This is a genomic window from Fictibacillus enclensis, assembly GCF_030123385.1.
Classification (GTDB): Bacteria; Bacillota; Bacilli; order Bacillales; family Fictibacillaceae; genus Fictibacillus_C; species Fictibacillus_C enclensis.
Window position 1 is genome coordinate 4,265,300 of the sequence record NZ_CP126109.1, and the last position, 15,482, is coordinate 4,280,781.

Here is a 15,482-nt window from a genome sequence, read left to right on the forward strand (position 1 = left end):
TTAGTGTTCAGCCGAAACAGAAGATACCGTCTTCTTCTGGCGTGGTTTTTTGGTAATGAAGGGATAAATGATAAAACCGGCAAGGAACAAGCCAATGCCAAGGCCAAATGTTCTCAAGTCTGCGGTCCCGGTTTTGATGATCCAGATGGAATAGACAAGAGCAATAATGGCAATTAATCCATCCTTCCACCGGCTGACTTTCATGCCCTCCAATGCTTCCCCTTTGAGTGTAAGCTTCAGGAAGAACGCCGCTGATACAAGATATGGAATCAAATAGGCGAGGGTAGCGGCAGTTGTTAAGAACGTATAGGCCTGACTGATGGTTCCTGAGATGGTTGAAAAAATTAATAGTTGTGACATGGCATTCGTTACAGTCAAGGAACGGACAGGGCTCCCTTTTCTATTGACTTTTGCAAAATAGGAAGGAAACACCCCTTTTTTGGCTGCCTGAAAGGGAACTTCAGAACTCAATAGGATCCATCCGATCGTTGCACCAAACAAGGAAACAAGCGCGAGCAGTGCCATGATGTTTGCACCTGCGCTTCCAATCAAGGCAGAAAGAGCATCAACGAACGGTTTGTCGGATGCCTTCAGCACATCTTGCGGCAAAATACCCATCATGAGAAGTGTGATGGCCATATAAATCACAAGAGCCACGATGAGCCCAAAGATTGTTGCACGGCTTACATCATGCTGGGACTTGGCACGGCCGGACAAAACAACCGCCGATTCGATCCCGATAAACGCCCAGAGCGTGGAAATCGCGGCCATTTGGACCTGGCTGAACAATCCATGTGAAGCACCCGCATTGTCAGTGACCGGCGTGTAAAACTGACCAAAATTTGAGGATTGAAACGCAAAAACAGCTGCGACAATAAAGAGCGCAAATCCGGCGACCTTGGATGCTGTCGCAATAAAGTTCAACTTTCCGGCTCCATTCATACTGCTTACTAAAATAAGGTGAATGCCCCAAAGTAAAACCGTACAAACCACAAATGTAATCAGATGTCCCAGAGAAATTTTCTGTGAACCGATGGAGAAAACCGTGTTCCCTGCTTTCATGATCGGCAAAAACGTGGAAAGGTAGCCGGCAAAGCTTGTTACCATTGCCACATTACTGATCCAGTTGGCAACCCAATAGCCCCATACCATGCTGAAGCTGGCTATGTTTCCAGCCTTTTCTGATTGAAACAAAGCTTTCGCATAGCTTTGCGGACCCGCTGTTAAATCGGGACGACGGATCGACAGTTTGCTGAAGATTAGAGCGATCATCATGACGCCAAAGCCCGTAACAAGCCATGCAATCGTTACTCCCAGCGGACTTGCGGTCTGGGCCAGGGTGCTCGGCAGCATAAAAATCCCCGATCCAACCATATTTCCGATAACGAAGGCGGCCAACAGCCAAAACCCCCATTTTTTCGTTGTATCCATTGAACATTTCCTTCCGTATATATGAGAACGCAAAAAAACGCAAGGTGTTTCACCACCGCGCCTCTTGAGAAACCATTTTTGATAGTTTATTGCTTTACCATGGTAGAATATCAGATAACTAAAGATACGTCAATCATATTGAAGATAATACACGGTCTTCTTTCCTTTACCCGTACTCGGTAAATTCATTTTTTGAAGCCAACTTTGTCGAATTTCCGGGCGACTTTCCCACTTTTCCGGGCAATTGCCCGCCTTACATCCCCACACCACCACAAAAAAACAACCCGCCACATCCCTAGTGGCGGGTTTCAACAAACTGAAAGTTATTTCCTCGTCCTCCGATGGTGATGAATGAATGCGTCAGCATAGAGCCATCTGCCTTTTTACGAACACCGTTCAGCAGGATGCCATCTGTGATGCCTGTCGCGACAAAAAAACACCGGTCACTTCTCACCAGATCATCCATCCGTAAAATACAATCTGGATCGCTCAACCCCATTCCAACACAGCGATTGAACTCCTCCTCATTCTGGCAAACGAGCTGAGCCTGAAAATCTCCACCAAGACTTCGCAAAGCAGCTGCAGCGATGACACCCTCTGGCGCCCCGCCTGTACCTACAAGCAGATCGACACCAATGTCCTCAATTCCAGTGGCGATCGCCCCAGTAACGTCACCGTCCGAAAAGAGTTTTACCTTAGCTCCTGCCTCAAACACCTCTTGGATCAGGGATTGATGACGGCTCCGGTCTTGAATCATGACCGTAACCTCACTGACGTCTTTTCCAAGAGAACGAGCGACCGAGCGAATATTCTCCGTTAATGGTGCCTCAATATCTATCTTTCCTTTCGCTTTCGGACCAACTGCTATTTTTCTCATATACATATCCGGCGCATGAAGCAAATGCTCTTTTTCGGCAACGGCAATCACCGTCAAAGCATTATCCTGTCCTTTTGACATTAAGGTTGTTCCTTCCACCGGATCGACCGCAATGTCTACCATAGGGCCACTGCCTGTTCCCACACGTTCACCGATATACAGCATCGGTGCCTCGTCCAATTCACCTTCGCCAATCACAACGGTCCCGTCCATCGCAATAGATCCCATCCTTGTACGCATGGCTTCGGTTCCAGCGCCATCAGCTTCATTTTTCTTTCCTTTGCCGACCCAGGGATACGAAGAGATGGCCGCTTCCTGTGCAACGGCGAGAAAATCCATCGCCAATTGCTGAATATCCTCTTTGTTATCCAATTTCATGCTCATGCTATTCCTCCCCACCTTTTTATGGACATAGAAAAAGAGGGCGGCCTCCTGACGAATTTTCAGTTCAGCTGCCCTCTTGCTTTTTACGTATTAAGCCGTCTGGACGGATGTCATTACCGATTCAAATGCTTTTAAAATAAGGTGCGAAGAAGTGGCGCCAGGGTCCTGATTGCCGAGTGAACGCTCTCCCAAACGGCTGGACCTTCCTTTTTTCGATAAAAGATCTTTCGTCGATTCCATGCCTTCCTTTGAAGATGCAACCGCTTTTGAAAACGCCTCTGCAAAACTGCCGGAACGCGCATATTCCTGTTTTAGCGTATCCAGTGCAGGCTGCAGCGTGTCGATCATCGTTTTATCTCCCACTTCCGCCTGTCCTCTTTCCTTTACTCCTTCAATAAAAGCGGTCCAGAAGTTGTAAAGATCTTCTCCGGTAAGCTCATTTTTGCCCTGGACTTCCTTTCCTCCCCGCAGGAACCCTGTCGCATAAAGAGGACCTACGGTTGAACCAACCGCACTCAGGAAGGTACGGCCGGCGGAGATGCTGATTTTCCCGCAATCATCTTCATCCTTCCATTCATTATGCAATTTCTCCTGAACGGCCTGCCAGCCAATGGACATGGTCACACCATGGTCACCATCACCAAGCTTACGGTCAAGCTCGGACAAGTAGTCTTTATTTTCCTCAATCGTTTCAACCACACTCTGTAAAAAGGCTTTTAATTCTTTTGCTGAAAAAGACATGTGATCTCCTCCTTATCGTTGAACATACATCGGACAATCCGCCGCTGCATCTACAAATTCTGTTAGTTCATCATCAAGCTTAATCAAGGTAACGGAACATCCACCCATTTCAAGTGAAGTACTGTAATCACCCACAAAAGAACGATGTATGGTGATGCCCTTTTCGTTTAAGATTTGTTCAACTCTTCGGTAAACAATATAAAGTTCCATTTTGGTGGTCGATCCTAAGCCGTTTACAAGAACAGCGACTTTTTCTCCTTCGCCAATTGGCATATCAGCCAGAATATCCTGAACGAGGCGATCCGCCACCTGGTCTGCAGGCTGGAGATCTCCCTTTTCCACTCCTGGTTCTCCATGATGCCCCAGGCCGATTTCCATCTCGTTTTCTTCCAATTCAAAGCTCGGTTTTCCCGTTTGCGGAAGTGAACAAGGTGAAAGTCCGACTCCCATCGTACGGGTATGATCATTTGCTTTATTGGCTGCCCGAACCACTTCTTCCAGACTGTATCCCTTTTCAGAAGCGGCTCCTGCCACCTTCGTGACAAAAAATTCTCCGGCAATGCCGCGGCGCTTTTCCTTTTCTTCTTTCGGAGCTGAAGCAACGTCATCCGTTACAATGACTTTTCCGACCTGGATGTCCGCTTCAAGCTCAGCCAGTTCAGCCGCCATGCCAAAGTTCATGAGGTCTCCTGCGTAATTTCCATATACGTAGATGACGCCCGCTCCTTTATCAATCGCCTTTGTCGCTTCAAGAATCGGATCCGGCGGTGGTGAAGCGAAAATATTTCCAACCGCAACACCGTCTGCCATCCCGGTACCGACATAGCCCATAAAAGCTGGTTCGTGTCCGGATCCACCCCCGATTAAAACACCGACCTTTCCTTCTGTTGTTTCCTTGGCGGTTACAATCGAGCGTCCGTTTTCCTCCAGTACCCGGACATGATGCGGGTGAGCTTTAGCATAGCCTTCAATCATTTCTTCAACGACTCGGTTTGGATTATTTATAAGTTTTTTCATGCGGTGCACTCTCCCCTTTTAAAAACTCTTGCTCCTTGTCTGTGATCTGCTGTACCTTTCTTCCAGAATTGCCCCCGGAGAAGTGAGATTCAAGATACACTTTCACCACCTGTTTGGCGACTTCGACACCGATGACTTTTGCTCCCATCGTTAAAATCTGGGCGCTGTTGCTTAACTGTGCCCGTTCTGCTGAATACGTATCATGGCAAAGGGCTGCCCGGATGCCGGGTACTTTTCCTGCAGCGATGGCTACACCAATCCCAGTGCCGCAGCATAAAATTCCACGGTCCAGCTTGTTCTTCATAATGTCCTGGCCGACTTCAAAAGCCACTTCCGGATAATCCACCTCAGAGCATGAATGGCAGCCATAATCAATGACTTCGTGCCCCAATTCTTTTATATAGCTTTTTACGCTTTCTTTCATATCAAAGGCATTATGGTCAGAACCCAATCCTATCCTCATTATGCAACTCCCTTTCTCTCTATTTTTGATGTATCAATACTACGCTTTTTGTGCGTTTTGAAATTCCTCCTGGGAAACTCTTTCCGCTTCTTCTGCTTCTTTCTTGGAAAGGGTGACAAATTTCATCAGCACGGCACTGATCAAATAAAGGCCTGTGTAAATCCAGATCACACCCACTGTATCCACCAATCCGATAAATGCCCCAACAATTGCAGGTCCTACAAAGGTACTCAATCCTGCACCAAGATTAAGGATGGACATCGCTGCGCCGCGGTTTTCCGGAGCAAGTGACGGAATGAGTGCGGATAATGGAACGAAGCCGGCAAGACAAGCGCCATAGCATGCGGCAACGGCGGTAGCTACAAAATAGTTCGGACCAGCCGCCAGCGGAACATAATAGAATGCTGCTGTGAAAACCGCGCATCCCACACCGCCAAACCACATGACCGTGTTTCTCCAGCCCAGCTTGTCACCTACAATACCGAATATCAGGTTAAAAATGATGTTGCTCGTCCACAGTGAACCATAGATCTGCAGCCATTCGGAACGCGTAAAGCCCAAGTCCATCATGAATGCAGGCATAAAGACCACAAATCCATAAGCTGCTGATGTGTTGATGGTTCGAACGATTCCGCCCATACCGATTTTCGGATTTTCAAAAGCAATGGTTACGCCTTTTAAAAGATACTTGAAGGCTTCACTTTTATTTTCAAATTTCTTGCTGTGGTTTTTGTCCTTGTTCAGGAAAATCGCAACAGTCGCACCAAGCAGAACGAAGATGAGTGCACTCCAAAGGGTTTTCATTTCTCCCAAAACGGGAAGCGCAAAGCTAGAATAGTAGGCTCCAAGGACGTTCAATCCGCCGCTGAAGGCGAACCAGAACCAGCCCACCGCTGTTCCAAGCTTATCGGATGGCGCATAGTACGTTACCCATACGAGGAACGAATAGGCGAAAAGCGGATAGCCGAGCCCCCGTAATGCATAGGTTGGTAGAATGATGGCCAGGTTCATACTGGTGATTCCGAACGTAAGGAAAACCAGTGTTCCGGCTACAAACAGGGAAAGCCCAAGCATCATCGCTTTTCTCGGACCGAGCACTTCCGCAAGAACCCCGGAAAGCCAGGCCGCTATCGCTACCGCAAAGCCATATACACTAAAGACCAGCGCGGACTGCTGCACGGATAACCCATGATCTGTAAAGTAAGAAGAAAGCCATCCCAGTTCAAGGCCGTCTCCCATCATAAAAATCAATACGCCGAAATAACCTAAAGCCATTTTCCGGTCCATGCCCAATTTACCTAATAGCCCGTCCATTTTGTTTCCTCCCCTGCTCATTTTTATAAAGAAGCAGCTGCCTCTTCAACAGCCGCCCGATGGTTACAGATTTGGGTTAAGCACAACTTTCAGAGATTTTGCTCCTTTTTTCACCAACTGGAATCCTTCCTCAAAATCCTCCAAAGGAAGCGTGTGGGTGACCACACCTTCTGTTGGTAAATCTCCATTGGAAATGCCTGTAATGACATGTTCATAGCAGTATGGTCCTAGGTGGGATCCAAGCACATCAAGCTCTTTCCGGTCGCTGATGATGCTCCAGTCTACCGTCACAGGCTCCTTGAATACGCTGAACTCCACAAAACGGCCGAGCTTGCGGATCATCGTTAACCCTTGTTCTACCGATTTTTGTGCTCCTGTGGCTTCAATATAAATGTCACAGCCATAGCCGTCGGTCAGTTCTTTTACAATTGCATTCACATCATCCTTCGCCGGATTGAGTACCATGTCCGCTCCAAACTTTTTAGCCAGCTCCAGCCTCTCTTCAAAAAGATCCAGAACAATCAATTTTCCTGGTCCTGACTTCTTGATTGCGCCAATCATACCAAGCCCGAGTGTACCGGCACCCGCCAGCACGACGACATCACCGAGCTGAATCTGTGCACGCTGTACAGCGTGGAAGGAACATGCATACGGTTCAATCAGAATGGCTTTTTCGATCGGAAGTTCATCAGGCACCTTGTAGTTAATCGCTTCCTTCGTGAATTTCATGTATTCCGCCATGGCACCGTTTACATTATTCTGAAAGCCGTATAAATCATGCTTCTCGCACATCCAGTATTGTCCTCGGTTACAGAAGCGGCAACCCCAGCAAGGAACGATTTGTTCTGAAATGACGCGTTCCCCTACTTCAAATTCGGTAACTCCTTCGCCAAGCTCCACCACATGGCCGATAAATTCATGACCCGGAATCATAGGCGCTTTAATATAAGCCGGCTGCTTTTCATCACCCCAGAAGCTTGGTGCCCCGTCAAATGCTTTTAAGTCCCCTGCGCAAATCCCGCAAGCTTCGACTTTTACCAGGATTTCACCTTCCCCAACCTCGGGAACCGGAACCGTTTCAAAGCGGTAATCTCCCGGTGCATAAGCGACTACAGCCTTCATGGTTTTAGGAATACTTGTATTCTTTGCTTCTTGATCCGCTACGGTTTTCATATTCATGACAATCTCTCCCTTAAATAGATTTTTAAAAGCCCCTTTATAGATAACGCTTTCATTTCTCTTAGAATAAATCCCTTTCCTCCTCTTTTTTGTTATTGTATTTTTTCTTTTTCTATCGTTTGTTTTCGATATTGCGATGTATTGGGTCTATTATAATCACCATTTGTTTAAATAGTCAATTAATTTTTGATTATTTTATAATTTATTTTCACTTTGTTTTGTTTTATTATTGATTTACAATGTTTATGAAAGATGGTGTAATAGAATAATAAATGTAAAACGATTACAAAAATAAATTTACTAATTGATTTGTAGGTGATCTTAGTGGGAAAAATGTTTGTACCTGAACGCCGGAGAGTCATTCTTAATAGATTGAATGAAAGCCAGCGAGTATCCATTAAAGAACTCGCTAAGGAAATTCAAGTATCGGAAGCGACCCTGCGTACCGATTTAACAAAAATGGAAGAAGAGGGATTGCTCAAGCGCACACATGGAGGTGCGGTGCTCGCCGATTCTTCCGATAATGAAACAAGCTTCTCTATCCGTGAAAAGAAAAACAAAATCGAAAAATCCGCCATCGCCAAGGAAGCAGCAGCCATGCTGGAAAACGGACAATGTATCATGCTTGATGCAAGTTCTACCGCTCTTGAGCTGGCCCGAATCCTGAAAGATAAGCCCATCCGCCTGATCGTTGTGACCAGTGGCATCAATACCGCTCTTGAACTGAACGAGCACCCGGACATCACTGTAATTTTACTCGGCGGCATTGTAAAACGAGGCTCTCACTCTTTAGAAGGAACCCTTGGCGTAAACATTTTGAACCAGATCAACATCGACCTTCTGTTTACGTCGGCCAACGGCTTTTCACTCGAGTCCGGGTTGACCGATTTTAGTGTATACGAAGTTGAATTGAAAAAAGCCATGGTGAAGGCGAGCAAAAAAGTTGTAGCTCTGCTCGACCACTCCAAATTTTTCAAAAACTCGATTGCGTCCTTTGCCTCTCTCGACGATATCGACATCATCATTACGGACAACATTGAGGCAAACAGCCAAAAACCCGTTTTGGCGGAACATGGAGTGGAACTGATTACGATAGAAACGGAATAAAGAAAAGCAGCCGCACTAATGATTAGTGAGCTGCTTTTTTTCGTTTTTTACCAGATGGTATATCCGCCATCCACAAGAAAGGTAGAACCGGTGGCAAATGTGGAAGCATCGGATGCCAGATAGATGGCCAATCCGCCGAGTTCATGAGGTTCACCGAGCCGTTTCATCGGCACCAAGTCCAGGACGTGTGCCAGTTCACCGCCAGGAGCAAAAATGGGTTTTGTCATTTCCGTTTTCATATATCCAGGGGCAATGGCATTAACCCTGATGTTATAAGGTGCCCATTCAGATGCCAGACACTTGGTCATCATGGCTACAGCCGCTTTTGATGCATTGTACGCACATTGCGCTTCGGTGTTGGCAATGAAGCTTGACATGGAAGCCACATTAATGACAGAGCCGCCACCCTGATCCTTCATCACTTTTCCCACATATTTGGATAAAAGGAAAACCCCATTCACGTTAACATCCATCGTTTTCTTCCAATCTTCCAGACTTTGTTCTTCAACCGTGACTTTCTGACAAATGCCAGCGTTATTAACGAGAATATCAATCTTATCGAAACCGCTTTCAATTTCATCAATACAGCTTTTGACTTCTTCCTCCTGCGTAACGTCCAATTGAAGTCCAAGCGTTTTCACCCCATGAGCGGTAAGCTCTTCAGCACTCTGCTTCGCCGTGTCACGATCCATATCCGCGATGACAACGTTAGCACCTGCCTGGGCCAGGGCATCGGCCATTGCTTTTCCAAGTCCTCGTCCTCCCCCAGTGACAAGAGCTGTCTTCCCCTTCAAGCTAAAAAGCTGCTGATAGTCCATACATATCCTCCTCAAAATATAAGTTATGTAGAATTCTATCATTTGTTTTTGTTTTGTCAATTTTACTTTTGTTTTATTTCGTTTAAAACAAAAAAACATCCTGCGATAAAACAGGATGCCTACACTTACTTCTTCAATTTCTTTAACCCATGCATCAGCGACTTTTTTTCCTGTCCGAAAAAATTATGAACCTCCAGATAGTAACTGTATAATTTCTCGTAAATCTTCACATGTTCAGGAATCGGCTTGTATGTCTCTTCCTTCACGCGAGCCATATGTTGGGCCGCATCAAAAATGGAATCATAGCCCCCTGCCTTGCTTCCGGCCGCTACCGCCCCGTACATGGCAGCACCAAGTGCTGTCGTCTGGCTGGAGTCAGCTACCTTGATTTCGCGGTTGGTCACATCAGCATAAATTTGCATCAAAAGGCGGTTTCGTTCAGGCAGGCCCCCTACCGCAAAGATTTCATCCACCGCCACTCCGCCATGAACAAAGCTTTCAATAATCTTTTTGGTGCCAAAGGCGGTAGACTCGATCAACGCCCTGTAGATTTCTTCGGGTTTGGTGGCCAGGGTTAACCCTATGATTGCTCCTGATAACTGGGAGTCGACCAATACGGAGCGGTTTCCGTTCCACCAATCCAGCGCGATCAGCCCGGTTTGTCCCGGTTGATATGCAGCCGCTTTTCTTTCAAGCAGCTGATGCACATTCAGTCCAGCTTCCTCCGCCTCTTTTTTTACATAACCGGGAACAGCCTGATCCACATACCACGCAAATGAATCACCGACGGCAACTTGTCCTGTCTCAAAGCTGATGTATCCGGGAATGATGCCATCCTCGACACTTCCGCAGACTCCTGTGATCGGTTGATCTTTGTCTGTGATCAACATGTGGCAGGTGGAGGTGCCCATTGCCATAACCATCTGTCCCGGCCGGACAGCACCCGCTGCAGGAACACCCGCATGGGCATCAATAATCCCTACCGCTATAGCTATACCTGGTTTCAGTCCCAACACTTGGGCCATTTCTTCGGTCAGTTCGCCTGCTTTTTCACCAATGGAAAGCACGTCTCCGCGCATCTTCGTTTCCAAAATATCTTCAAGACGGGAGTCCACCGCAGTGAAAAATTCAGATGAAGGATAGCCTTCTTTTTTGTTCCAGAATGCTTTGTATCCGGTGGTGTTGCTGCTTCGGTGCAAATTCCCGGTCAGTCTGCTTGTCAGCCAGTCGCACGCTTCCATAAACAGATCCGCTTCCTCAAACACTTTAGGTGCCTCCCGCAGAATCTGCAATATCTTCGGAAACATCCACTCCGATGATATCTTCCCGCCATACCGTTTGAGAAAGGTTTCTCCTCTTTCTTCAGCCACTTCCGTAAAATCATCCGCTTCCGGCTGTGCCGCATGGTGCTTCCACAGCTTTACATAGCTGTGCGGCTCATTCTTCCATTTTTTCATAAAACAAAGCGGCTCTCTTTTGCGATCGAGCGGCAGAATAGTGGATGCCGTAAAATCAATTCCCAAACCAATCACATCATCTGCAGACACATCTGCCTTCTCAAGAACGACAGGCACGGACTCGGAGAGCACATCCAGATAATCTCCGGGATGCTGCAACGCCCAGTCCGCCTTAAGTGTTATTCCTCCCGGCAATGTTTTATCCAATACTCCGTGCTTGTAAGCGGTCACATTTGTGGCAACTTCTTTTCCCGAACCGACTTCAACAAGTAATACACGGCCAGACTCGGTTCCATAGTCAACGCCAATCACGTATTTTTTATCCAAAACAGCGTCCCCCTCTAATCGATTTTCTCTTTTGTAGAATACTACTATATTTTTTTGATCAACGCACAAAGAAACAATCTCAAGTTGCTTTTATAGCTTTAAAAAATACCTCCATAGCTTTTGTCCGAAACGCGGTATCCTGCGTGACCAGCGTGAAGGGGCGCCGTATGGGAAAACCTGGAATATCAAGGACCTTCAGCCTTTCTAATTCCAGCTCCTTCCGGATTGCCGATGTCGAGAGAAAAGATATTCCGAGTCCCGCCTCAACGGATTCCTTAATGATCTGTGTGCTTCCAAACTCCATTATGGTTTCCGGAATGAGCTTATGGTCTGCAAACATTTGCTCCGTCACCTCACGGGTTCCAGATCCTTGTTCCCTTACAATCCATATTTCTTCATCAAGGTCAGAAAAAGAAACAGATTCCTTCCCCGCCAGATCATGTTCAGCTGAAACAACAACCACCAGGTTATCCATTGAAAAACGCTCCATTACCACATGTTCATCTGTAATCATACCTTCAATAATTCCCACATCAATGTCTCTTGACCTTACTTGCTGAACAATTTCCCGTGTGTTGCCAATCACAATAGACGGTGTAATCTGCGGAAAATCAGTGCGAATCGAAGCAATGATATGAGGCAAAATATATTCCCCGTAGGTATAGCTTGCTCCTATGTTTAGCTTCCCGCCCGGTTCACTCATTAAATCAGTCACAAGAACATTCATCTTTCCGTACAGGTTTAAAATTTCCTTGGCATAATGGTAAACAATCTCCCCGGCTTTTGTCATTTGCACCATCTTATTGCTTCGCTCGAGCAACTTCGCATTCATCGTGTTCTCCAGGTTTTTAATATAACGGCTTACTGCCGGCTGTGTAATATGCAATGCATGGGCAGCATGTGAAAAGTTGGCTTTTTCAACAACCGTTACAAATACATGCAATTCCTGATTCAAGTGTCCGCCCCCCAATCTTTCACATTTCAACTCATAGTGTATCTCGTTTATAACAAAATAGTTATCATTGGTATCCATAATAGTGATTTTACTTATGATTGGTTTCAGCATAGCATAAAGACATAGAGGAGGAAATAACAATGCAATACAGCGAATCATCGAATCCTATGTTAAAAAGCTGGCCACTGCCGTTTCTGGGAGGTATGGCCTTCACATTTTTTATTGCTTTACTTGGACTGGGTTTATCCAAACTGACCGGGTTTCACTATATTGGACCGCTGGCAAGTGCCATTCTCATCTCTGTTGGATATCGGCAAGTCTCAGCATACCCTGAAAAATTCCGCCCTGGCATTGAATTTTCTGCAAAAAAACTGCTGCGATTTGCCATTATTTTATATGGATTAAAACTGAACATTGACGTTGTTTTTCATCAAGGACTGCCGCTCTTGCTCCGCGGTATTGGAACCGTTTCTTTCTCCATTCTTGTGATGTATGTCCTCGCTAAATGGCTCAAAGCAGACGCCCCCATATCTCTTTTGCTTGGAATAGGCACAGGAGTTTGCGGTGCGGCCGCAATTGCTGCTGTTTCACCCATTCTTAAATCAAAGGAAGAAGATACAGCGATCAGTATTGGAATTATTGCTTTAATGGGGACACTATTCTCCGTCCTTTATACCGTCATTCATCCGCTGCTTCCTCTTTCGGACAGTACGTACGGCGCATGGGCCGGACTTACATTGCATGAGATCGCTCATGTGGCATTGGCTGCCGCGCCCGCGGGCCAGGACACTTTGGCGATGGCCTTGCTTGCCAAGCTGTGTCGTGTTTTTTTGCTTGTACCGCTTAGCTTTTTCTTCATGTTTTGGATGAAAAAACGCGCTCCGAGAAACCAAAAACACCAAACACAGATTGAATTTCCCTGGTTTCTTATTGGATTTATCATGACAAGCCTGTTGGGCAGTTATGTACTTGGAGACATCATTCCAGCGCGTGTTTCAGAAATGGTCTCAAATTTCAATACCTTTATCCTTACGATGGCAATGGTTGGTCTCGGCTTGAACGTCAATTTAGATGCCTTAAAAAATCGTGCATTGCGCCCTCTTATCGCCATGACCATCACCTCTACTCTTTTATCAGTGCTGACCTTTTTCACCTTGTAAACCTTTTTGAATCCCCCATTCAAGAAGGTTTTTTTATGCATTTAAAATACTTATTTGCTATATTTAATAATGTGAAATAATTAACATATTGATTTTAGTAAGGAGATAATTGCTATGAAAAACAACTGGATTCGGCCGGTTACTGTTGTGGTGCTTGTGTGGATGACGTATATGTTTTCGTTTGTGGACAGACTGTCGTGGCCACCTGTCATTCCGCTCGCCTCCAAGGATATGGGCTTGTCAGCCGCAAATGCCGGCAGCTACATGACCGCTTTTTACATCGGGTATGTGATTACACAATTTCCGGGTGGTCTGTTGACCGACCGGTTCGGCTATCGAAAAGTTTTGCTGGGCTCATATTTAACGATGGGAGTTTTTACGCTGAGCATGTCTTTGGTCCATACGTTTGAACAAGGATTCGCTTTCCGGCTCTTGGCCGGCCTTGGCTCTGGTGCCATCTTCTCTGCCTCAATGGCCGCAATCTTTGACCATGTATCAGCGAAAAGAAGAGGCATTGCCATCGGTCTTTTCATGACAGCAACCTCACTTGGGGTCACCGTCGTTAACTTGTTTGTTCCCACTGTGGCGGAAAACCATGGTTGGCGCTCCGCCTTTTTGATCGCAGGATTGCTGCCTATCGCCGGTATTATCCTGAGCTTCTTTTTTCTGAAAGAAAGCAATACCTATCATGGAACAAAAACAAAAGGCGTCTCCGTAAAGGAGATGTTCGAGGTATTAAAGAATAAAAATCTGCTGCTGGCTGGAGCCGCCGGTTTTGGCGGTTTATGGGCGACATGGGGAACCGCCACCTGGGCCAATACCTATTTGAACCACAATCTTCATCTCTCATTGGTGGAAGCGGGGAAAATGATGGCGGTCTATGGTATGGCTGGCCTGTTGTGCAAACCGCTCATCGGTTTTATTTCAGACTATTTTAACAAAAAAACCATCGCCTTTTGGGCACTGTTTTTATTTGCTCCCGTTTTGGTTTGGTTCGGTATCAACACGCATACAGGCATTCTTGTGCCTTTGACCGCCATTCTCGGGATCACTGCGTTTATCTACAGCCCTGTCATGACCGCTATTATTGGCGAACTGGTCGGTGAAAAGCAAATCGGAACCGCCATGGGGCTGGTGAATGCTATCTGGCAGCTTGGCTCTCTCATCTCTCCGCTCGTTGTAGGAGTAGTAGTAGATACTACTTCAAGCTACCTGCTCGGTTTTATGGTTCTAGCCGCAGGCCCGCTACTCGGAGCTATCATGATGCTGTTTGTAAGATTAAAAGCGAAACAAGCAAGAAAATGGGATGCTGCTTAAACGGTGAAAGTGGTATCAAAAAATACCCCTATTTTCGAAACGGATAGACACTCCGTTTCTTGGAGCCGGGTTTACGGGTATATTAGATTCACGTGCCATTTTTAATTTTTACGAACAGGGAGGAACATCAATGAAATTGACTGGTAATACTATCCTGGTTACAGGCGGGGCCTCAGGCATCGGACTGGCTTTTGCCGAACGTTTTTTAAAAGAAGGCAACAAGGTAATCATCGTTGGACGACGTCAGGAAAAATTGGACGAAGCAAAAGAGAAATTTCCAGAGCTTCATACGAAGGTTTGTGATGTTTCCAAGGAAGAGGAGCGCATCAGTCTCGTAGAATGGGCAACCAAGGAATTCCCGGATTTAAATGTGCTTGTGAATAATGCCGGCATTCAGCAGCGGGTCAACCTGTTAAATACTACAAAAGACTGGAAGTACTATCAAAATGAATTGGCTATTAATGTGGAAGGGCCGATGCATTTGACCATGCTTTTTGTCCCTCATTTCGTTAAACAGGAGCGGGCCGCCATCATGAACGTTACCTCCGGTTTGGCCATTCAGCCAGGGGTATGGGTTCCGGTCTACAGTGCAACAAAGGCAGCTATGCATTCCTTTACGGTGACCCTGCGCCACCAGCTCGCAGAAACCGGTGTCGAGGTTGTGGAAATCCTCCCTCCAGCCGTCAATACCGATCTGGGCGGTGTTGGACTTCATACCTTTGGTGCTCCACTTGATGATTTTGCGGATACCATTTTTAATGGATTGAGAGATGAAAAATTGGAAGTGGGCTATGGAGGAACCGAAGAACGACTCCATGCGCCAAGAGAAGAAATTGAAAAAGGTGTCTTGAATGCCTGGCTTGGCTTTCAGAAGAACAATCCTGACTTTCGAAAATAAAAAGACGACGGGGCTATCCAAAAAGTCTGGAAGCCGT

The 15,482-nt window shown here is 46.2% G+C and carries 14 protein-coding genes; 4 read left to right on the plus strand and 10 right to left on the minus strand.

Annotated features, from left to right (window positions below; all coding sequences use genetic code 11):
• The 7 genes from QNH15_RS22170 to QNH15_RS22200 form a co-directional block, all read right to left on the minus strand.
• A complete protein-coding gene (locus QNH15_RS22170; protein WP_283890624.1) occupies positions 1-1,431 on the minus strand; it encodes an amino acid permease in 1,431 nt (476 codons plus the stop codon).
• Positions 1,432-1,726: 295 nt separating this feature from the next.
• A complete protein-coding gene (glpX, locus tag QNH15_RS22175; RefSeq protein ID WP_283890626.1) occupies positions 1,727-2,692 on the minus strand; it encodes a class II fructose-bisphosphatase in 966 nt (321 codons plus the stop codon).
• Between the two features lie 90 nt (positions 2,693-2,782).
• Complete coding sequence (gene dhaL / locus QNH15_RS22180; RefSeq protein ID WP_283890627.1) at positions 2,783-3,433, minus strand: dihydroxyacetone kinase subunit DhaL; 651 nt, start codon at positions 3,431-3,433, stop codon at positions 2,783-2,785.
• Positions 3,434-3,445: 12 nt separating this feature from the next.
• Positions 3,446-4,450: a dihydroxyacetone kinase subunit DhaK gene (locus QNH15_RS22185; protein WP_283890628.1), complete on the minus strand. Its 1,005-nt coding sequence runs from the start codon at positions 4,448-4,450 to the stop codon at positions 3,446-3,448.
• Entirely contained in the window at positions 4,431-4,913 is a 483-nt protein-coding gene (rpiB, locus tag QNH15_RS22190) for a ribose 5-phosphate isomerase B (RefSeq protein WP_283890629.1), read from the minus strand. The genes QNH15_RS22185 and rpiB overlap by 20 nt, the downstream gene beginning before the upstream one ends.
• A gap of 39 nt (positions 4,914-4,952) precedes the next feature.
• Positions 4,953-6,227 (minus strand): MFS transporter, encoded by a 1,275-nt coding sequence (locus QNH15_RS22195; RefSeq protein WP_283890630.1) that lies wholly within the window; start codon positions 6,225-6,227, stop codon positions 4,953-4,955.
• A 63-nt stretch (positions 6,228-6,290) separates the two neighbouring features.
• Entirely contained in the window at positions 6,291-7,400 is a 1,110-nt protein-coding gene (locus tag QNH15_RS22200) for an MDR/zinc-dependent alcohol dehydrogenase-like family protein (RefSeq protein ID WP_430667178.1), read from the minus strand.
• A gap of 339 nt (positions 7,401-7,739) precedes the next feature.
• On the opposite strand from QNH15_RS22200, the gene QNH15_RS22205 reads away from it, so the two are divergent.
• Positions 7,740-8,513: a DeoR/GlpR family DNA-binding transcription regulator gene (locus tag QNH15_RS22205; protein ID WP_283895712.1), complete on the plus strand. Its 774-nt coding sequence runs from the start codon at positions 7,740-7,742 to the stop codon at positions 8,511-8,513.
• Between the two features lie 47 nt (positions 8,514-8,560).
• Here QNH15_RS22205 and QNH15_RS22210 read toward each other — a convergent pair whose 3' ends face one another.
• The 3 genes from QNH15_RS22210 to QNH15_RS22220 all read right to left on the minus strand — a co-directional run bounded on the left by QNH15_RS22210 (position 8,561) and on the right by QNH15_RS22220 (position 12,070).
• A complete protein-coding gene (locus QNH15_RS22210) occupies positions 8,561-9,331 on the minus strand; it encodes an SDR family NAD(P)-dependent oxidoreductase (RefSeq protein ID WP_283890634.1) in 771 nt (256 codons plus the stop codon).
• Between the two features lie 125 nt (positions 9,332-9,456).
• Positions 9,457-11,115 carry a ribulokinase gene (locus QNH15_RS22215; protein ID WP_283890636.1) on the minus strand — a complete coding sequence of 553 codons (1,659 nt, stop codon included), beginning with the start codon at positions 11,113-11,115 and terminating at the stop codon, positions 9,457-9,459.
• A gap of 79 nt (positions 11,116-11,194) precedes the next feature.
• On the minus strand, positions 11,195-12,070 hold the full coding sequence (locus QNH15_RS22220; protein WP_283890637.1) for a LysR family transcriptional regulator: 876 nt from the start codon (positions 12,068-12,070) through the stop codon (positions 11,195-11,197).
• Positions 12,071-12,210: 140 nt separating this feature from the next.
• Between QNH15_RS22220 and QNH15_RS22225 the strand changes: the two genes are divergently transcribed.
• The 3 genes from QNH15_RS22225 (at position 12,211) to QNH15_RS22235 (ending at position 15,445) form a co-directional block, all read left to right on the plus strand.
• Entirely contained in the window at positions 12,211-13,230 is a 1,020-nt protein-coding gene (locus QNH15_RS22225) for a YeiH family protein (RefSeq protein ID WP_283890639.1), read from the plus strand.
• A 114-nt stretch (positions 13,231-13,344) separates the two neighbouring features.
• A complete protein-coding gene (locus tag QNH15_RS22230) occupies positions 13,345-14,547 on the plus strand; it encodes an MFS transporter (RefSeq protein WP_283890641.1) in 1,203 nt (400 codons plus the stop codon).
• A gap of 130 nt (positions 14,548-14,677) precedes the next feature.
• Entirely contained in the window at positions 14,678-15,445 is a 768-nt protein-coding gene (locus QNH15_RS22235; RefSeq protein ID WP_283890643.1) for an SDR family oxidoreductase, read from the plus strand.
• Positions 15,446-15,482: the final 37 nt, after the last annotated feature.